This window comes from Nonomuraea roseoviolacea subsp. carminata (genome assembly GCF_024172185.1).
Classification (GTDB): domain Bacteria; phylum Actinomycetota; class Actinomycetes; order Streptosporangiales; family Streptosporangiaceae; genus Nonomuraea; species Nonomuraea roseoviolacea.
Genome location: NZ_JAMZEC010000001.1, coordinates 3,853,306 through 3,871,892 on the forward strand (window position 1 = coordinate 3,853,306; position 18,587 = coordinate 3,871,892).

Genomic DNA, 18,587 nt, shown 5'->3' on the forward strand with positions numbered 1-18,587 from the left:
GGAAAGGCCGTCGGCGCAGTTCCGGCGGCCTTTTCCGGTGATGCCCGATGCGCTCCGCGATCGAAGGGTCACGATGGACGTCAATGTGCGCGACCGCCTCACCCAATTCGCCGACTCGTACGGTAGGGAGATCTACGAGGACGACACGTGGATCAGCGTCCACGACCCTGAGGCGAAGACTCCCACCCAAGGCTGGAAACTCCACGTCTCGGCGCGCCCGGGCACGCTGGGCGACACCCTCGATCGGGTCCTGCCCATCCTCGCCGCCGCCGACTGCGCCTTCAAGGTGGCCCGCTCCACGCACACGCTGATGGAGCTCAACACGGGCGACCTCGACGCCGGCGCCGTGGGCAAGGCCATCACGGTCTACCCCGCGCAGGAAGCGGTGGTCGAGATCGGGCACGCCCTCGCGAGCGCGCTGGCCGGGATGGCCGCGCCGCGCATCGTCAGCGACCGGCGGGTCCGCGCCGACGCGCCCGTCTACTACCGGTATGCGCCCTTCGCGCCGCAGTACCGGGTGGACGACAACGGAGACTTCGAGCTCGTCGTGGTCGGACCCGACGGCGAGCGCCTGCCCGGCGCGGCGGGCCCCGAGTACTCCTGCCCGCCCTGGGCCACCGACCCCTTCCGGCCGGACGACCCCGCCCCCGCCCCGGTCTCCTCGGACGCCGGCCGGTCCACCGCCTCCGGCCCGTCCCCGTCGTCCGGCTCCGCGGACGCGACCGGCAGGAAGACGATCGGCGGACGCTACCTCGTCACCTCCGGCGTGATGCGCGGCCCCCGCGGCAACGTCTACCGGGCCGTGGACAAGGCCGGCCGGCCGGTCATCGTCAAGGAGGCCCGCGCGTACGTCGGCGAGAACACCCAGGGCTGGGACCTGCGGATGTACCTGCGCAACGAGCTGCGGGTGCTCCGGGCGCTCGACGGCGTGCCCGGCGTGCCCGAGCCGATCGACCACTTCCGCCACGGCGACGACGAGTTCCTCGTCATGACGGACGCGGGCAGCCGGGACCTCAACCGGTTCGTGGCCGAGAACGGCACGTTCAACGGCGGGGCGGGCGAGCGCGACCTCGGCGCGCTGGCCTCCCGCCTGCTGGAGGTGCTGGACGCCGTGCACGCGCGCGGGGTGGTCGTCCGGGACCTGTCGCCCAAGAACGTCGTGCTCGGCGAGGACGGCCGTTGCACGCTCATCGACTTCGGCAACAGCAGGTACGACGGCCTCCAGCTCCCGGGCTGGAGCCGCGGCTACAGCGTGCCCGACCAGCACACCGACCGGGAGTCCGAACCCGCCGACGACTACTTCTCGCTCGGCGCCACGCTCTTCTTCGCCGCCGCCGGCATGAACCCGGTCATGATCGACCCCGACCCGGTGCGCAACCTGGAGCGCACGCTCATGTGCCTGGCGCGGATGTCGCCCGACGTCGCCGGCGGCGTGCGGGAGCTGCTGCCGTCGCTGCTCAGCCTCGACCCGGTCGAACGCGTCGAGGCCGCCGCGAGCCTGCGGAGCGGCCTGACCGGGCCGCACCGCCTGACGGAGCCGCACCTGACGGAGCCGCACCGCCTGACCGTGCCGCACCGCCCGTCCGGCTCCTCCACCGCCGGGTCCGGCTCCGCGGACGAGGGACCCGCGACCGCACGACACGGGCGGCCCGCCCCGATCGCGACCCCGAAGCTGACCGGCGACCTGCTCGCGAAGGTCCTCGACCACTCCACGCGCGAGTGCGTCGCCTTCGCCGAGCGCCTGATGGAGGCCCCCGAGGAAGCCCGCCGCGCGAGCCCTCCGGTGACCAACGTCTACGGAGGCTGCGCCGGCGTCGGCATGGAACTGCTGCACCATCCCGAGGCCAAGGCCGTCGCCGCCGACCTGGCCCGCTGGACGGCCCGGGTCATGCCGCCCGCCGCGCTGCCGCCGTCCCTCTACTTCGGCCGTACCGGGACCGCGCTGTTCCTGACCGCGGCCCGCCTGACCGCCGTGCCGGAGCTGGCCACGCCGGCGCCGGTCAGCCTCGACGGCCCCCAGCGCGCCGACCAGGCCCACGGCGTCGCCGGCATCGGCGCGGGGCACCTGGCCCTGGCGGCGATCGAGGACGACCCCCGCCACCTGGAGGTCGCGGCCGAGTGCGCCAGGCGCCTGCTCGCGGGCGAGGTCACCGCCCCGGAGGAGGACGTGCCGCCGCCGCCCGGGTCGGGCGTGGCCGTGGACGCCGCGTTCGCCCATGGCGCGGCGGGCTGCGCGGACTTCCTGCTCTCCTACCACGAGGCCACCGGCGACCCGGCGGCCGGCGAGGCGGCCAGGGAGCGGTTCGAGGAGCTGGCCGTACGGGCCGAGGCCATGCTGGGCGAGCTGGCGGGACCGGACGCGCGGCCGATGGGCGCGTCCTGGTGCCAGGGCGTGTCGGGCATCGCGAGCGCGCTCGCCCACGCGGCGACGGCGTACGGCGACGACGGCTACCTGGCGCTCGCCGAGCGCGGCGCGCTGGCCGGCCTGAAGGTCGCCCCCCACGCGTGGGTGGTCTCGCAGTGCTGCGGCCTCGCGGGCATGGGCGAGGCGCTGATCGACCTGGCCGTGGTCACGGGCGACGACCGCTTCTGGCGCGGCGCCGAGGAGGTCGCCGAGCTGATGCTGACGCGGGCCGGTGGCAAGCCGGAGGCGCCGGTGTTCCCGGGCAACGACCTGGACAAGGCCGGGTACACCTGGGCCACGGGCACGGCGGGAGTGCTGTCGTTCCTGCGCCGGCTGGACCGCCGCTCGGGCACCCGCCTGTGGACGGCCGCCTGGCGCCTGCCCGGATAGGCGTGGCGGCGTCCTACGTCCTGGTCGCGTGGTACAGGCCGTTGACGGCCAGGGCGTAGCCGTACACGCCGAAGCCCACCACGATGCCGCGCGCGACCGGCGACAGGTACGAGTGGTGCCGGAACTCCTCGCGCCGGTGGACGTTGGAGATGTGCACCTCCACCACGGGCAGCTCGGCGCCCTCGATGGCGTCGTGCAGCGCGATCGAGGTGTGGGTGTAGGCGCCGGCGTTGAGCACCGCGCCGATGCACCGGCCCGCCTTGACCTCCGCGCCCGCCTCCTGGATCCAGTCGACGAGCTGCCCCTCGTGGTTGGACTGCCGGAACACCGTGTCCAGGCCCAGCTTGCCGGCCTCCTGGCGGCACAGCTCCTCCACGTCGGCCAGCGTGGCGGAGCCGTAGATCTCCGGCCGGCGGGTGCCGAGCAGATTGAGGTTGGGGCCGTTGAGAATCAGAACCGAGGTCACAGCGGGAGACTAACGCGGGCGGTGAACCGGCGCGGCGGACGGCGCGTACCTCGGGGCGACGGGTCCGCCCGACCCGCACGCCCCCGACCCCTCCGAGGAGCGATCATGCCTCAGCAGCGCGTCGTGGCGGTTCTGGCCGTGCTGGGATTCCAGCTCGTCGCCGGATGCGCCGCGGTCTCCCAGGCCCGGCCCGCCCAGCCGGCTCCGCCCGCGGCGGCGGCCGGTGCGGCGGCGGAGGGCGGCCACGCGGAGTCCGACGTCACGTTCTCGCAGGAGATGATCGCCCACCACCGGATGACGATCATGCTGGCCGAGCCGGCGGTCGAGCGCGGCGGCAGCGCGTACGTGCGCGACCTCGCCCGCGAGCTGATCGACGGCGAGAAGAAGGACATCACCCAGATGACGTCGTGGCTGCGCTCGTGGAAGGCCGAGGTGCCGGAGGAGAGCCACGCGGGTCACGACATGCCGGGCATGATGTCGGCCAAGGACGTGGAGGCGCTGAAGGGCCTGTCCGGCTCCGCGTTCGACCGCGCGTGGCTGAAGGCGCTGGCCGACCACCTCGACGCGGGCGTGAAGATGGCCGAGGTCGCGCAGGCCATGGGCAAGCACGCGCCGACGGTCAAGCTGGCCCGCCGGCTCGTCGAGGAGCAGCGCGAGCAGGTCGCCGCCATCAAGGAGCACCTCGCCTGAGCCCGCGCCGATGACCGCGGGCCGGCGTACGGCGGTGTCGGCGTACGGCGGGCAGACGTACGGCGGTGTCGGCGTACGGCGGCGTAGCTCAGGCGGAGAAGCCGCTGAACAGCACCACGGCGAGCCCGAGGGCGACCAGCACGTTCACCACCGTCGCGCCGGCGAACACCGCCACCGGCCGCCAGCCCGCCTCCCGCAGCGACGACACCCGGAACTCCAGCCCGATGCTGACGAACGCCAGGATCAGGAACCAGGTGCGCAGGTCGTTGGCCACGCCCACGACCGCCTTGCCCTCGGCCGCGCTCACGGTGGTGAGCCACCAGGTGGTGATCACCGACGCGGCCACGAAGCCCAGCACGAACTTCGGGAACCGCCGCCACAGCTCGCCGAGCCCCGGCCGGGGCGCGTCGGGCCGCCGCTCGACCCGGAAGGCGAACCACGCGGTCAGCGCCACCACGACCACGCCGATGAGGGCGTTCTGGGTGACCTTGACGACCGTGGCGATGGCCAGGGCGTCCTCGCCGACGATCGTGCCCGCGGCGGTCACCGCGGCGGTGGTGTCGATGTTGCCGCCGATCCACGCGCCCGCCACCTCAGGGCTCAGCCCGAGCACCGAGGCGAGCGCGGGCAGCACGAAGATGGACGGCAGCGCGAACGCGATCACCAGGCTGGCGCTGTAGGCGAGCTGCTCGCGCCGGGCCTGCACGGCGCCGGCGGCGGCGATGGCCGCGCTCACCCCGCAGATCGACACGGCGGCCGACAGCAGCGCGCGCAGCCGGTCGTCGAGGCCGAGCCGGCCGCCCAGCCACCAGGTGAACAGGAACACCGTGCTGATCAGCACGACGCCCTGGACGACAGCGGGCCCCGCGGCGGTCGCGATGACCTTGAGGTTGATGGAGGCGCCGAGGAGGACCAGGCCGGTCTTGATGAAGAACTCGGTGCGGAACCCGCCGGCCAGCCGGTCGCGCAGCCCCGTCGCGGTGAGGACGGCGTTGCCGGCAGGGGTTCCTCGGGTGCTCATCGGTGTAGCTACTGTGGAGACCACGAGCTTCAGCCCTGGATGGAAACCGGAGCGCGGGAGGGCAGTCGGGCCCGAGCGGTGCAGTGACCATTCCTATGCCGCCTCACGCCAGCCTTCCCCTTGGTATGGTTCAGGTGTTCGGATGGGCTGGCGATGAGCAAGTCGGCCGTCCGGGCCTACCGCCGGGCTGGCGGGATGTGAAGCCTGTGGAGGCCGCGTAAGACCGGTCGCATGCCTTCGGGTGCGCGTGGGCAGTCGCCGGCGAAGCAGGAAGATCCGGCCTGTGAGGGCCGGAATCCCCGTGATTCAGCTGCGGGGAGGAGGCCAAGGGAGCGCCTTTCCGCGAAAAGGTCTAAGAGGTGCGGAGACGGGCGGAGGCACCCCCAGTCCCTCCGCCCGCTCATCGCCGATCCCGTCAGCGACCTCGATGATGCGCTATATTCCCCATGAAAGCAATAGGGAATATATGGATTAGTCAAGGATCTTGATCTCGACGCCAATGAAGGGCGAATCTGCATGAAGCTCCCGGTCCCGCCGCCTACCCTCGTGCCCATGCTGATCGATGAGGAGAACGCCCCCGCCGTGGCGGCGTTCCTTCCGTCCCCTGAGCGTTCGGTCGCCGCGATCGTGCCCGAGGCCCCCGGCGCCGGGCACTGGGTCGGCGCCCCCAGCGCGGTCGCCCACGACGGGCTGATCCATCTCGCGTACCGGCTGCGCCGGCCCATCGGGGAGGGGCGCGGCCACGCTGTCGTCGTGGCCCGATCCACCGACGGCGAGCGCTTCGAGCCGCTGCTGACGATCACGCGCGAGGAGATGGACGCGGAGTCGCTGGAGCGTCCCACGCTCGTACGCCTGCCCGACGGGCGCTGGCGGCTCTACCTGAGCTGCGCCACGCACGGCACCAAGCACTGGCGCGTCGAGGTCCTCGAAGCGGACGACCCCGCCTCCTTCGACCCGGCCGGGCGCGTCACCGTCCTGCCCGGCGATCCGAAGACCGGCGTCAAGGACCCGGTCATCGCCCGGCACGGCGGCACCTGGCACCTGTGGGCGTCCTGCCACCCCCTCGCCGATCCGGACGAGGCCGACCAGATGGTCACCGACTACGCGACCAGCGACGACGGCCTCACCTGGACCTGGCAGGGCACCGCCCTGAGCGGCCGTCCCGGCGTCTGGGACTCGCGCGGCACCCGGGTGAGCGCCGTGCGCTTCACGCCCACCGGAGTGCTCGCCTTCTACGACGGCCGGGCCAGCGCCGCCGAGAACTACGAGGAGCGCACCGGGGTCGCCTTCGGCGCCGACCCCGCGGCTCTGACGCCGCTGGGCGACGCCCCCGCCGCCTCCTCCCCGCACGGCGGCGGCGGGCTGCGTTACCTGGACGTGGTGGACCTGCCGGAGGGCGGGGTGCGGCTGTACTACGAGTACACCTGCGCCGACGGCAGCCACGAGCTGCGCACGGAGCTCCGCCCGGCCTGAGCCCGCGCCTCCCGCGTCGAGGCACGGACTCATGGCCGGGCGCGGCGGCCAAGAGCCGCTCAGAGCAGTCTCGGGCGGCTCAGGGCGGCTCAGGCTCAGGGCGGCTCAGGCTCAGGGCGGCTCAGGCTCAGGGCGGCTCGGAGCGGTCTCGGGGCGCTCAGAGCGGTTTCGGGCGGCCGTTGCGGGACTGGCGCTGGCCCGGCGGCCGGGCGCCCACCAGGCCGCCCGAGCGTTCCCGGGGCTGCAGCCAGTCGCTGAAGTCGGCCCCCGTCACCCGTTGCAGCAGCTCGACGTCCTCGGCGAAGTGCGGGATCAGGGCGCTGCGCTGCTCCCAGGTGAGCGGGCGACGTGGGTTGCCGTGGCGCTGGAGCAGGTGCTCCAGGCGGTGGTTCAGCGCCCGCTCCAGCTTGTGGGGCAGGACGCGCGCCGCCCGCGCCGTCGCCGACAGCAGGCGCTGCCGCCCGCCCTCCTTGGGGTGGGCCGTCACGTTCTCCCGGGGTACCTCCGTGAGCAGGCCCCGCTCGACGCCGAGGAAGCCGCAGATGCGGTCCAGCGTGTCGGCGGGCCGGTCCACGAGGTCGCGGTAGCGGAAGACGAGGACCTGGTCGCGAGGGAAGAGGGTGTACAGGTGCGCGAGCTGCTCGCCGTAGCGGCCGAGCCCGATGTAATGCCAGAAGTGCGCCCATCCGGCGGCGACGCGGCGGCGCTCGTCGGCGCAGGCCCGCACCACGTCGCCGATCGGTTCGAGCCCGGCCGACCACAGGTGGGTCCAGTTGGAGTGGGCCCGCTCGACGGGGTCGCGCAGGACGGCGATCAGCTTCGCGTGCGGGATGAGGGCGTGGATGCGTCGCTGCGCGTCGAGGTCGTACAGGTAGAACGGGGTGGCCTCGCCGAGCAGGGCGCCGGGGGGCGCGCCGGCGAACAGGGCCTCGTAGTCCTCCCTGCGCCAGATGTGCTCGCGGTAGGTGGGCGCGTCGCCGGGGCCGCCACGGGTGGGAGGCGGCCCGTCGGTGAGGAAGAACTTGGGCTCCTTGACGTGGGACAGGTGGAGCTGGGGGTGTTGCTGGAGCGCGGCGTGCAGGGCCGTCGTGCCGGCCTTGGGGGCGCCGATCACCAGGAAGTGGGGCAGCGGCATCGTCCTCGTCCTTCCTTCCCTCCGGTACCAAGTAATCCTTATTTTCCTACCAAATGTGTGGGATAATCTAGTCATGAGTCTGGACAGGACCCGTTCGCCGAGCGCCCGCGCGGAATCGCCGCTGACCGCCGCGATCCTGGCCGGCCGGTGGATCAGGTCGGCGGCGGTGGACGACGAGCACGGACGCCGCTGGCGGGCGAATCCCGACCCTCGCGGGCGGCCGGCGGCCACCCCCGAGGAGCCCTGGTCGCTCTACTCGGGCGGCGCGGGCATCGTGCTGTTCTTCTTGGAACTTGCCGCCGCCACCGGTCACGAGGCGTACCTCGACGACGCCCGGGCCGGGGCCCGGCGCCTCGCCGCCACCTGGCGTGACCAGGGCGACCTCTCCCTCTACCATGGCCTGACCGGCGTCATGATCGCACTCATGGAGGCCGGATGGGCGCTCGGTGAGGCCAGGTTCGAGGCTGAGGCGAGGGCCATCGCCGACCTGATCGTCAGCCGGGGGCGCACGGCCGACGGCGAGGCGGGCTGGTCGCCCGACCCGGCGCAGCGCGGCGACGGCGGCATCGTGCTCGGCCTGCTGCGCGCCGCCGCCCACCTGGGCGTGCCGGCCTACGAGGAGTTCGCCGTCGAGGCGGGCCTGCGCATCGCCCGGCTGCCCGTGCCCGGCCACCGCTTCGGCGACTGCGCCGACCTGCCGGTCGACGCCGTCACGCCGGGCTTCCTCGCCGGTACGGCCGGCACGGCGTTCCTGCTGGCCCGCCTGTACGGGGTCAGCGGCGACGACCGCTTCCTGCGGGCCGCCCGCAGCGGCGCCGACTTCGTGCGCGAGGTCAGCATCGTGAGCGGCGACTGCGCGGTCGTGCCACACCACGTGCCGCACGCCCGCGGCCTGCACTACCTGGGCTTCTGCTCCGGCTCGGCCGGGGTGGCGCGCATGTTCCACGAGCTGCACCAGGTGGCCGGCGACCCGCGCGACCTCGAATGGGTGGAGCGCCTGGCGCGCGGCATCACGAGCAACGGCGTGCCGTACCGGCAGACCGAGGGCTACTGGAACGTGGCCTGCCAGTGCTGCGGGGCCGCCGGGCTGATCGAGCTGTTCGTGGGCCTCTGGGCGGCGACCGGGCGCGTGGCGCACCTCGACTTCGCCCGCACGCTGGCCGGCAACCTCATCGGCCGCGCCACCGACCACGACGGCCACGGCTACCGGTGGTACCAGGCGTACCGGCGGCTGCGGCCCGAAGAGGTCAGCGCCGACACGGGCTACATGGTCGGCGCGGCCGGCATCGGCGCGGCGCTGCTCCATCTCGACGCCGCCGGGCAGGCGGCCCGGGCGCGCCGGGTGATCCTGCTGCCCGACAACCCGTTCCCCGCGATCCCGCTGCCCGCGACGGCCCTGACCCAGCCCGGCGAAGGCCGCTGACCGGCCGCTCCGCCGCCTGGGCCGGCCCCGTGGACCTCCACCTGGAGCACCTGCGGGACGACCGCGAGGAGCCGCGCGCATCGGGCCGTCGCCGCGCCGGAGTCGCCGGAGGACCGGCTCGCGGCACGGAGGTTCCTGCCCGGCGTCCGGGTCACCGAGGCGGACTCGCCGCCTCCTGGCGCCTCGATCCGGGTTACCCTTTCCTGCTTCCCGCGCGCGCCGGGCGGCCGGCGCGCCTGTCCTGGAGGAGTCCTCCGTGACCAGCACCAGACCGGCCCCCGTCCGGGGCCCGAACGAGCCGGAGGAGTTCCCCGGCGACGTCCACTGGTACGACCTGCCCGACGACGACGCCGAGCCCGACGACGAGGCATGGTCAGGCGAGAGCGCGGGGCCGCCCGCCCGGTGGGCCTGACGGTCAGGCGCCCACACCTTGGCGGACCGGTGCCCGTGTCCTCCGTGGAAGGCGGCCTCCACCAGGGCCACCGGTCCACCGCGCGACCATTCGCCCAACACCTCGTCGAAGGCCGGGGACAGCGAGGAGAAGGGCCGCTCCTGTGACGGGTCGGGGTTCCGGGTGGGTGCCGAGCCGCCCAGCTCCTCGACGAGGGACCGGTCGAGGGGGACCAGCCCCAGGCGCTGTTCGAGCGGTGCGACGAGCCCGGTCTCGCGCCTGAGCCGGTCGAACTCCCCGATGGCGGCCCAGAGGCGATAGGGCATGGCCGGATGCCAGCACCGGTGATCACCCGGCGGCTCCGTGCGGCCGGGGGCGACGTCCGCCGCTCCCGAGCCCTGACGCAGGCCCGTCTCAGCATGCGAGCCGTCCATATTGTCTACATATTAGGTAGGTTAATATGGTTTTTACGCCACGCAGGCTTCCCTGTTCCATGAAGGGCATCCCCATGTCATCGTCCGCACCCCGTCCCGTTCTCGCGTCCCTCGCCGTCGCCGCCGCCACCTGCCTGCTCAGCGCCTGTGGCGGCGGCGGGACGGCTCCGGCCGCCGGCGCGGCGGCCGCCGGCAAGCCGGTGTACGGGGGGACGCTGACCTACCTCGAACACCAGGCGCCCACCTGCCTCTACCTGCCGGCCGCCGGCTTCTATCCGAACGGCGGCGTCCTCAACCAGCTCACCGACAAGCTGACCTGGCAGAACCCCGAGACGCTGAAGATCGAGCCGTGGATCGCCACCTCCTGGGAGGTGAACGAGGACGCCACGCGGTACACCTTCCACCTGCGCGACGGCGTCACCTTCAGCGACGGCACGCCGCTCGACGCCGACGCGGTCGCCGCCAACTTCGACGTGTACGGCAAGGGCGACCCCAAGCTGAAGCTGCCCGTCGCCGAGTTCGTCAACAACTACGAGCGCAGCGAGGTCGTCGACAAGAACACCGTGCGCTTCCACTTCAGCAAGCCCTCGCCCGGCTTCCTCCAGGGCACTTCCGTCATCGGCGCCGGCCTGGTGTCGAAGAAGACGATCTCCCTGCCGTACGAGGAGCAGTGCCAGCTCAAGAACGTCGTCGGCTCCGGCCCGTTCACGGTCGCCAAGCAGGTCGTGGACAAGGAGATCGACCTGGCCGCCCGCAAGGACTACGACTGGGCGCCGAAGTCGAGCGGGCACCAGGGCCGCGCGTACCTCGACCAGATCAAGATCATCGTCACGCCCGAGGACAACGTGCGCGTCGGCGCGCTCACCTCCGGCCAGGCCGACTACGTCCGCTACGTGCAGGCCTACGACGAGCAGACCGTCAAGGACGCCGGGTTCGCCATCTACGCCGAGCCCACCCGGGGCGTCAACAACGGCCTCTACTTGCGCCCGGCCAACAGCATCCTCAAGGACGTGCGGGTCCGCCGGGCGCTGCAGAAGGGCACGAACGCCAAGGAGGTCGTCGACACCCTGTTCACCCCGAGCTACCCGGTGGCCACCTCCGTGCTCAGCCACCTCGCGCAGGGCTACGTCGACCTGTCCAAGGAGCTCGCCTACGACCCCGGGGCCGCCGCGAAGCTGCTCGACGAGGCCGGCTGGGTGAAGGGCGCCGACGGCGTCCGCGAGAAGGACGGCGTCAAGCTCCAGCTCGGCGTCTTCGTCTCCGGCCCCCAGCCGCTGTCGAAGCAGACCCTCGAACTGGTCGGCCAGCAGTGGGCCAAGCTCGGCGTCAAGCTGGAGATCCGCCCCGCCGACGCCGGCACCCAGGCCGTGGACATCAAGAACGCCGAGAAGACCGCCATCGCCCACTCCATGGTCGGCCGCGCCGACCAGGACGTCATCAAGAGCCACTTCCACACGAAGAACCGCGACGTCATCCTGTCGAACGACGCCAAGCTGGACCGGCTGCTGGAGGAGGAGTCGGCCCTGCCCGACGAGGCCGCGCGCAACGCCAAGGTCGCCGAGATCCAGCGCTACGTGGTGGACCAGGCGTACGCGATTCCGCTGTTCGAGGAGCCGCAGGTCTACGGCGTGGCCCCGAACGTCCACGGAGTCGCCTTCGAGGCGGTGGCCCGGCCCAGCTTCTACTCGGTCTGGAAGTCATGAGCGGATCCGCCAGGTACCTCCTGTCGCGGGCCGGGCAGGCGGCGCTCGTCCTGTGGGCCGCCTTCACCGCCGGATACGTCCTCCTCCAGCTCCTGCCCGGCGACGCCATCCTCATCAAGTTCCAGAACCCCGAGCTCGGCCTGTCACCCGAGCAGATCGCCGAGATCCGCTCCTACTACGGCACGGACGGCCCCGGCGCCTACCTGCACACGCTGCTCGGCTTCCTGCGGGGCGACTTCGGCTACTCCATCGACACGGGCACCCCCGTGGCCGAGCGGCTGGCCGAGGGGCTCCCTGCCACCGCGAAGCTGGCGGGGGCGGCGTTCGCGCTGGCCGTGCTGATCGCCGTGGCCGTCGCGTTCGCCTCCTGCCACACCCGGCTGAGCCGGCTCCGGGGGGCGCTCCAGGCGGTGCCGTCGCTGTTCGTCTCGGTGCCGGCGTTCTGGCTCGGCATCGTGCTGATCCAGGTGTTCTCGTTCCGGCTGCGGCTGGTGCCGGTGATCGGCGGCAGCGAGCTCCAGCAGCTCCTGCTGCCGGTGCTGACGCTGGCCGTGCCCATCTCCGCCCCCATCGCGCAGATCCTCGCGCGCAGCCTCGACCAGGTGCGGACGCAGCCGTTCGTGCCCGTCGTCGCCGCCAAGGGGGCCTCGCCGGGGTGGATCCTGTGGCGGCACGTGGCGCGCAACGCCCTCCCGCCGACCCTGACCGTGGCCGGGCTGACGTTCGGCGAGCTCATCGCCGGGTCGGTGGTGACCGAGACGGTCTTCGGCCGCAACGGCGTCGGCCGGCTCACCGAGCAGGCGGTCAACGCCCAGGACACGCCGGTGCTGCTGGCCGTCGTCGTGCTCGCCGCGACGGTGTTCGTGCTGGTCAACCTGGTCGTGGACCTGCTGTACCCAGTGCTCGACCCCAGGCTGAGGAGGGCCGTCGCGTGAGGCCCGGCCTGATCCTGTCGTGGGCGCTGATCGTGCTCGTCGCCCTGTGGGCGCTCGTGCCCGGCGTCTTCACCGGCTACGACCCCATCGCGGGCATCCCGGCGGAGAAGCTGCGCGCCCCCGGCCCCGGCCACCTGTTCGGCACCGACGCCGTGGGCCGCGACCTGTTCGCCCGGGTGGTCCACGGGGCCGTCAACTCGCTGTCGGGGGCGTTCGTCGCCGTCGCGGTCGGCCTGGTGCTCGGCACCCTGCTCGGCCTGGTCGCGGGCTCGGTGCGCGGCGCGCTGGACGAGATCGTCATGCGGGTCGTGGACGTGCTGCTCTCGGTGCCGGGGCTGCTCCTCGCGCTCACGGTCATCATCCTGCTCGGCCCCGGCACGGTGAACGTGGCCGTCGCCGTCGGGGTGGGGTCCGTGGCCTCGTTCGCCCGGCTGGCTCGTTCGGAGGTGGTCCGGGTCCGGCGCACCGACTACGTGGAGGCGGCGTTCGGCAGCGGCGGGCGGTTCGCGGCCGTGCTGTGGCGGCACGTGCTGCCCAACTCGCTCGTCCCGGTCGTCGCGCTGGCCGCGCTCCAGTTCGGCGTCGCGATCCTGGCCATCTCCACGCTCGGGTTCCTCGGGTACGGCGCCGAGCCGCCCACGCCGGAGTGGGGGCTGCTGATCTCCGAGGGGCGCAACTACCTGGCCACGGCATGGTGGCTGACCACGCTGCCGGGAACGGTGGTGGTGGCGGTCGTGCTCGCCGCCAGCCGGATCAGCCGGTCCATCGGGAGGGAGGACGGATGAGCCTGCTGGAGGTACACGACCTCACCGTGTCGTACACGAGGCGGGGCCGCTGGGGCAGGCCGCACGCCCGTCCGGCGGTCCACGGGGTGTCGTTCGCCGTGGAGCCCGGCGAGGTGGTCGCCGTCGTCGGCGAGTCCGGCTCGGGCAAGACCACCACGGCCCAGGCCGTCATCGGCCTGCTCCCGCCGAACGGGCGCCTCGACGGCGGGCGGATCCTGCTCGGCGGCACCGACATCGCCGGCTGGTCGCAGCGCCGGCTCCAGGCGGTCCGGGGCGCCCAAATAGGCCTGGTCCCGCAGGACCCGGCCAACTCCCTCAACCCGGTCAAGCCCGTCGGCGTCCAGATCGGCGAGGCGCTGCGCATCCACCGGCGCGGCGACCGGCGCACGATCACCCGCCGGGTCGTCGAGCTGCTGGAGCGGGTCGGGCTTCCCGATCCCGAGGTACGGGCCCGGCAGTACCCGCACGAGCTGTCCGGCGGCATGCGCCAGCGCGTGCTGATCGCCATCGCCGTCGCCCTCGCACCCCGGCTCATCATCGCCGACGAGCCCACCAGCGCCCTGGACGTCACCGTGCAGAAGCGCATCCTCGACCTCATCGACGACCTGCGCGCCGAGTCGGGCACGGCGGTCCTGCTCGTCACCCACGACCTGGGCGTGGCGGCGGACCGCTCCGACCGGATGGTCGTGATGAAGGACGGCCGCATCGAGGAGCGGGGCGCCACCCGGGCCGTGCTCGGCGCACCCCAGGCGGCGTACACGGCCCGGCTGCTGCGCGACGCGCCGGCGCTCCGGGCGCCGCGATTCCTCTCCACCGAGGTCACCGAGGCAGTCGAGGCAGTCGAGGCAGTCGAGGTCCCCGAGGCCGCCGGAGCCGCCAGGGCCGCCGCAGCCACCGGAGCCACCGGGCCCACCGGGCCCACCGGGACAGGCGCCGTCTGCGAGCCGCCCGAACCGGCCGTCGTGGTACACGACCTGGTCAAGGAGTACCGGGCCGGCGGGCGGCCGTTCCGCGCCGTGGACGGCGTCTCGTTCGAGGTGCCACGCGGCACCACCCACGCGCTCGTCGGCGAGTCGGGATCGGGCAAGACCACCACGGCCCGCATGGTCATGCGGCTCGCCGAGCCCACCTCTGGGTCGGTCGCCATCGGCGGCGCCGAGACGGCGGGGCTGCGCGGCGCGCGGCTGCGGGCCCTGCGCCGCGACGTCCAGCTCGTCTACCAGAACCCGTACGGCTCGCTCGACCCCCGGCAGAGCATCGCCGACATCGTCGAGGAGCCGCTGCGCAACTTCGGGCTCGGCGACCGGCCGGCCCGCCGCGAGCGCGTGCGCGAGCTGCTCGACCGGGTCGCGCTGCCCGCCGCCGTGCTCGGCCGCAGAGCCCGCGAGCTGTCCGGCGGCCAGCGGCAGCGCGTCGCCATCGCCCGCGCGCTCGCCCCCGGCCCCCGGGTCGTGGTGCTCGACGAGGCGGTCTCCGCCCTCGACGTCAGCGTGCAGGCGCAGATCCTCGACCTGCTCGGGGAGCTGCAACGCGACCTCGGGCTCACCTACCTGTTCATCTCGCACGACCTGGCGGTGGTGCGGCAGATCTCGCACACCGTCTCCGTCATGAGCAAAGGACGCATCGTGGAAACCGGAACGACCCGGCAGCTCTTCGAGAATCCCGGCCACGCCTACACCCGGGCGCTGCTCGCCGCGGTGCCGGGCACGGCACACCGGCCGGCCGGGCAGGACGGCACGGCCCACCGGCTCCCCGCGCGGGAGGGCGCGGCCCGCCGGCTCGCCGGGCAGGAGGCGGGCCGATGACCGCCCGCCGCCTCGGGTTCTTCACCCGGCTCCTCGACGACGCCCCGCCCGCCGAGCGCTACCGCCTGGCCGCCGAGCAGATCGCCCACGCCGAACGCCACGGCTTCGACACCGCCTGGGTCGCCCAGCACCACTTCAGCGAGACCGAGGGCGGCCTGCCCGCCCCGCTCGTGTTCCTCGCCCACGTCGCGGCCCGCACCAGCCGCATCCGCCTGGGCACCGGCATCATCACCCTGCCCCTGGAGCACCCGGTACGGGTCGCCGAGGACACCGCCGTGCTCGACCAGCTCTCCGGCGGCCGGCTGGAGGTCGGCGTGGGCGGCGGCGGCACGCCGTCGTCGTTCGCCGCGTTCGGCCGCGACAGCTCCGAGCGCGCCGCCCTGTACGCCGAGCACCTCGCGGTGCTGCTCGACGCCTGGTCGGGCGGCGACCTCGGCGGCGGCAACCACCTCTACCCGGCCGCGCCGCGGCTCCTCGACGCCGTCTGGGAGGCCACGTTCTCGGTCGGCGGAGGGGAACGCGCCGGACGGGCCGGCAACGGGCTCATGCTGTCGCGCACCCAGCCGCGCCCCAAGGACGCGCCCGCCCTGACGCTGGCCGAGATCCAGCGCCCCATCGTGGACGCCTACTACGAGCACCTGCCGGCCGGGGCCACGCCCCGGATCATGGCCTCGCGCACGGCCTTCGTGGCCGACACGCGCGAGGAGGCGCTGCGGCACGCGGAGGCCGGCCTGGCGCGGGCCGTGCGGCACTTCGAGCTGGGCGGCTTCCCGGTGCCGGCGGACGGCGGCGTCGAGCGGCTGATCGCCGCGTTCGACGTCCACGTGGGCACGCCCGACGACGTGATCGCGAGCCTGCGCGCCGACCCCACCCTCGACCGGGTCACCGACCTGGTCTTCCAGGTCCATTCCGTCGATCCGCCGCACCCGCGGATCCTGCGCTCGATCGAGCTGCTCGCGACCGAGGTCGCCCCCGCGCTCGGCTGGGCGCCCGACCCCACCACCGCATCCCCGACCGAACTGAGCGTGACATGAGCACCGACATCATCGACCGGCTGGCGGGCGTCGAGCCGGGATCGCCGCTCGACCGGCTCCGCCGCCGCCGGCCGGACGCCCGCGAGCACGCCCAGCGCGGCTACCTCGCCCTCTTCCCGCAGGACACCGGCAGCGACACGGGAGGCGGCGGCGCGGGGGAGGTGAGCCTGGTGGAGCGGTACGCGGTGGCGGCGTTCGTCGCCGGGCTGCACCGGGACCCCGCGTCCGCACGGCACTACGACGACCTGCTCGCCGCCCACGCGCCCGGCCTGGCGGCGGTGGTGTCGGCCGAGGTGGAGGCCGCCACCACCACGGGGCCGTACGGGATCTACCCGGAGGGCCCGCTGGCCGCCGAGAGCGTCCCGGGCCCCGCCCATCGCGTGGGCGACCGCGCCGCGCTCGGCGACCGGCTCGCCGCCGCGCTGGAGCACGCGCACCTGCTCGTCTTCCGGCCCCGCGAGGCGGACCCGGAGGCGCTGCGGGCGCTGGCCCGCGCGGGCTGGAGCACGACCGGCGTCGTCACGCTCTCCCAGCTCGTGTCGTTCCTGACGTTCCAGATCCGGATCGTCGCCGGACTGCGCCTCCTCCGTACCGCCCAGAAGGGAACTCGTCCTTGACCGCCGCACCACTCGCCTTCACCACGGACCGGATCGGCTGGGAGCCGTGGGTGGAGCCGCTCGCCGAGGCCGAGCTGACCGAGGCGCACCGCGAGGCGCTGGTCGACCGGGCCCGCGCCGCCTCGCCGTACTTCCGGCTGCTCGCCCGCGACCCCGGCATCCTGCACGCGCGCACCAAGACCGACCTCGACATCTTCCACAACGCCGACGGCGGCCTGCCGCGCGCCGAGCGGGAGCTGGCGGCCACCGCCACCTCCCGCCACAACGGCTGCGTGTTCTGCGCCTCGGTGCACGCCCGCTTCGCCGAGCACTACGGCAGGCGGCCGGACGACGTCCGGCGACTGCTGGACGAGGGGGTCGGGGCGCGGCAAGATCGGTTGTGGCGGGCGATCGTGGACGCGTCCGTGGCGCTCGCGGCCACGCCGCCCGCGCTGACCGGCGACCATCTCGACGCGCTGCGCGCCGCCGGCCTGGACGACCTCGCGATCAGCGACGCGCTGCACGCGGCGGCGTTCTTCAACTGGGCCAACCGGCTCATGCTCTCACTGGGCGAGCCGACCGCACCCGAAGCCCCTGTGAAGGAATGAGACGATGACGCACCTCGAACTGGACCACCTCGTCTACGCCGTGCCCGACCTGCTCGCGGGGGTCGAGGAGTTCACCGGGCGCACGGGTGTGCGGCCGGTACGCGGCGGCAGCCACCCCGGCGGCACGGCCAACTACCTCGTCGGGTTCGGCCCCGGCGCGTATCTGGAGATCATCGGCCCGGACCCGGAGGCCGGCCCGGACGCGCGGCCGCGGGCGTTCGGGCTGGAGACGCTCACCGTGCCGAGGCTGGCCGCCTGGGCGGTGCGGGCGAGCGACCTGGAGACGCGGGTACGGCTGGCGCGCGAGCGCGGCTACGACCCGGGCGAGGTCGCGCCGCTGTCGCGGGTCCGGCCGGACGGCGTGCGGCTCGACTGGGTGCTCACCCGCCGGGACGACCCGGCGCAGGTGCGCCTGGTGCCGTTCCTCATCGACTGGGGGCGGACGCCGCATCCGGCGGCCTCGGGCCTGCCACGGCTCGGCCTGGTGTCGTTCGCCGCGTCCCATCCCGATCCGGAGTCCGTACGCAAGGACCTGGCCGCGGTGGACGCCGAGCTGGAGGTGAGCGAGGGGCCCGAGCCGGCGCTGCGCGCGCACCTCGACACCCCGAACGGCCCCGTCACCCTCTCCTAGCCGGAAAGCACGTCATGACCACTCTGCGCGAATACCTGTCCCACAAGCGCGAGGCCCTGCTCGCCCGGCGCGCCGCCCCGTCGAGCGGGCCCGTGCCGCTGCACGCCCACGTCACCGCCGAGGGCCGCAGCGGCGTGCGCCGCATCAGGATCAGGGACTTCCAGATCATCAGCGACAGCGGCCCCGACCTCGCGGGCTACAGCCTCGGCCCGGGCTCGCCCGAGTTGCAGGCGGGGGTGCTCGGGAGCTGCGTCACCCACATCTTCCTCATCAAGGCGGCGGAGCTGGAGATCCCGCTCGACTCGCTCGACGTGGACGTCCAGGCGCAGTACGACCCGCGCGCCCAGGCCCCGGACAGCCCGGAGGCCGAAGGCGTGCCGGTCCACCCGTACGACTTCCGCTACGAGGTGCGGCTGTCCTCGCCCGCCTCCGACGCGGACCTGGCGCGGCTGCACGCCGAGGTGGAGCGGGTCTGCCCCATCCTCAACCTGATCAGGAACCCCGTGGCGATCAGCGGCTCCCTCACCCGCCTGGAGGGAGCCGCCTGACCTGCCCCGGCCGGGCGGTGCGGACGCGCATCCGGATGTCACTGTCGTGGCACCCGGCGTGACCGGGAGGCGAGAGACGCGGGAGAATGGGCATGCCGGCATCGTCGGCCGCGCA

The 18,587-nt window shown here is 73.7% G+C and carries 17 protein-coding genes; 14 read left to right on the top strand and 3 right to left on the bottom strand.

Going from position 1 to position 18,587, the window contains the following annotated elements; genetic code table 11:
- Positions 1 to 73: 73 nt before the first annotated feature.
- Entirely contained in the window at positions 74 to 2,794 is a 2,721-nt protein-coding gene (gene lanL / locus HD595_RS18035; RefSeq protein ID WP_253770485.1) for a class IV lanthionine synthetase LanL, read from the top strand.
- A 13-nt stretch (positions 2,795 to 2,807) separates the two neighbouring features.
- Here the strand turns inward: lanL and aroQ are convergent, their stop codons facing one another.
- Positions 2,808 to 3,260, bottom strand: a complete 453-nt coding sequence (gene aroQ, locus HD595_RS18040) for a type II 3-dehydroquinate dehydratase (RefSeq protein ID WP_253770487.1) — start codon at positions 3,258 to 3,260, stop codon at positions 2,808 to 2,810.
- 105 nt (positions 3,261 to 3,365) lie between these two features.
- On the opposite strand from aroQ, the gene HD595_RS18045 reads away from it, so the two are divergent.
- A complete protein-coding gene (locus tag HD595_RS18045) occupies positions 3,366 to 3,950 on the top strand; it encodes a DUF305 domain-containing protein (protein WP_253770490.1) in 585 nt (194 codons plus the stop codon).
- An 88-nt stretch (positions 3,951 to 4,038) separates the two neighbouring features.
- Here HD595_RS18045 and HD595_RS18050 read toward each other — a convergent pair whose 3' ends face one another.
- Positions 4,039 to 4,971 (bottom strand): YeiH family protein, encoded by a 933-nt coding sequence (locus HD595_RS18050; protein ID WP_253770492.1) that lies wholly within the window; start codon positions 4,969 to 4,971, stop codon positions 4,039 to 4,041.
- 552 nt (positions 4,972 to 5,523) lie between these two features.
- Between HD595_RS18050 and HD595_RS18055 the strand changes: the two genes are divergently transcribed.
- Positions 5,524 to 6,444 carry a glycoside hydrolase family protein gene (locus HD595_RS18055; protein WP_253770494.1) on the top strand — a complete coding sequence of 307 codons (921 nt, stop codon included), beginning with the start codon at positions 5,524 to 5,526 and terminating at the stop codon, positions 6,442 to 6,444.
- Between the two features lie 157 nt (positions 6,445 to 6,601).
- On the opposite strand, the gene HD595_RS18060 is transcribed toward HD595_RS18055, so the two are convergent.
- Positions 6,602 to 7,579: a sulfotransferase family protein gene (locus HD595_RS18060; RefSeq protein ID WP_253770496.1), complete on the bottom strand. Its 978-nt coding sequence runs from the start codon at positions 7,577 to 7,579 to the stop codon at positions 6,602 to 6,604.
- A 73-nt stretch (positions 7,580 to 7,652) separates the two neighbouring features.
- Between HD595_RS18060 and HD595_RS18065 the strand changes: the two genes are divergently transcribed.
- From HD595_RS18065 to HD595_RS18115, 11 genes are all read left to right on the top strand, one after another.
- Positions 7,653 to 9,002, top strand: a complete 1,350-nt coding sequence (locus HD595_RS18065) for a lanthionine synthetase LanC family protein (RefSeq protein WP_253770498.1) — start codon at positions 7,653 to 7,655, stop codon at positions 9,000 to 9,002.
- A 256-nt stretch (positions 9,003 to 9,258) separates the two neighbouring features.
- Complete coding sequence (locus tag HD595_RS18070; RefSeq protein WP_253770500.1) at positions 9,259 to 9,414, top strand: hypothetical protein; 156 nt, start codon at positions 9,259 to 9,261, stop codon at positions 9,412 to 9,414.
- Between the two features lie 487 nt (positions 9,415 to 9,901).
- A complete protein-coding gene (locus HD595_RS18075; RefSeq protein WP_253770502.1) occupies positions 9,902 to 11,530 on the top strand; it encodes a TIGR04028 family ABC transporter substrate-binding protein in 1,629 nt (542 codons plus the stop codon).
- Positions 11,527 to 12,465, top strand: coding sequence for an ABC transporter permease (locus HD595_RS18080; protein WP_253770504.1), 939 nt, complete (start codon positions 11,527 to 11,529; stop codon positions 12,463 to 12,465). The genes HD595_RS18075 and HD595_RS18080 overlap by 4 nt, the downstream gene beginning before the upstream one ends.
- The gene (locus tag HD595_RS18085; protein WP_253770506.1) at positions 12,462 to 13,250 is read left to right on the top strand and encodes an ABC transporter permease; all 789 of its coding nucleotides are present in this window, start codon (positions 12,462 to 12,464) and stop codon (positions 13,248 to 13,250) included. Before HD595_RS18080 ends, HD595_RS18085 begins: the two co-directional genes overlap by 4 nt.
- The gene (locus HD595_RS18090; protein WP_253770508.1) at positions 13,247 to 15,055 is read left to right on the top strand and encodes a dipeptide ABC transporter ATP-binding protein; all 1,809 of its coding nucleotides are present in this window, start codon (positions 13,247 to 13,249) and stop codon (positions 15,053 to 15,055) included. The genes HD595_RS18085 and HD595_RS18090 overlap by 4 nt, the downstream gene beginning before the upstream one ends.
- Positions 15,052 to 16,089 carry a putative FMN-dependent luciferase-like monooxygenase gene (locus HD595_RS18095; protein ID WP_253770510.1) on the top strand — a complete coding sequence of 346 codons (1,038 nt, stop codon included), beginning with the start codon at positions 15,052 to 15,054 and terminating at the stop codon, positions 16,087 to 16,089. Before HD595_RS18090 ends, HD595_RS18095 begins: the two co-directional genes overlap by 4 nt.
- A complete protein-coding gene (locus HD595_RS18100) occupies positions 16,086 to 16,706 on the top strand; it encodes a CMD domain protein (protein ID WP_253770512.1) in 621 nt (206 codons plus the stop codon). Before HD595_RS18095 ends, HD595_RS18100 begins: the two co-directional genes overlap by 4 nt.
- Positions 16,703 to 17,293 (top strand): alkylhydroperoxidase domain protein, encoded by a 591-nt coding sequence (locus HD595_RS18105; protein WP_253770515.1) that lies wholly within the window; start codon positions 16,703 to 16,705, stop codon positions 17,291 to 17,293. The genes HD595_RS18100 and HD595_RS18105 overlap by 4 nt, the downstream gene beginning before the upstream one ends.
- Positions 17,294 to 17,297: 4 nt before the next feature.
- Complete coding sequence (locus HD595_RS18110) at positions 17,298 to 17,924, top strand: VOC family protein (protein WP_253770517.1); 627 nt, start codon at positions 17,298 to 17,300, stop codon at positions 17,922 to 17,924.
- 14 nt (positions 17,925 to 17,938) lie between these two features.
- Entirely contained in the window at positions 17,939 to 18,472 is a 534-nt protein-coding gene (locus HD595_RS18115) for an OsmC family protein (RefSeq protein ID WP_253770519.1), read from the top strand.
- The last annotated feature ends 115 nt before the right edge of the window (positions 18,473 to 18,587 follow it).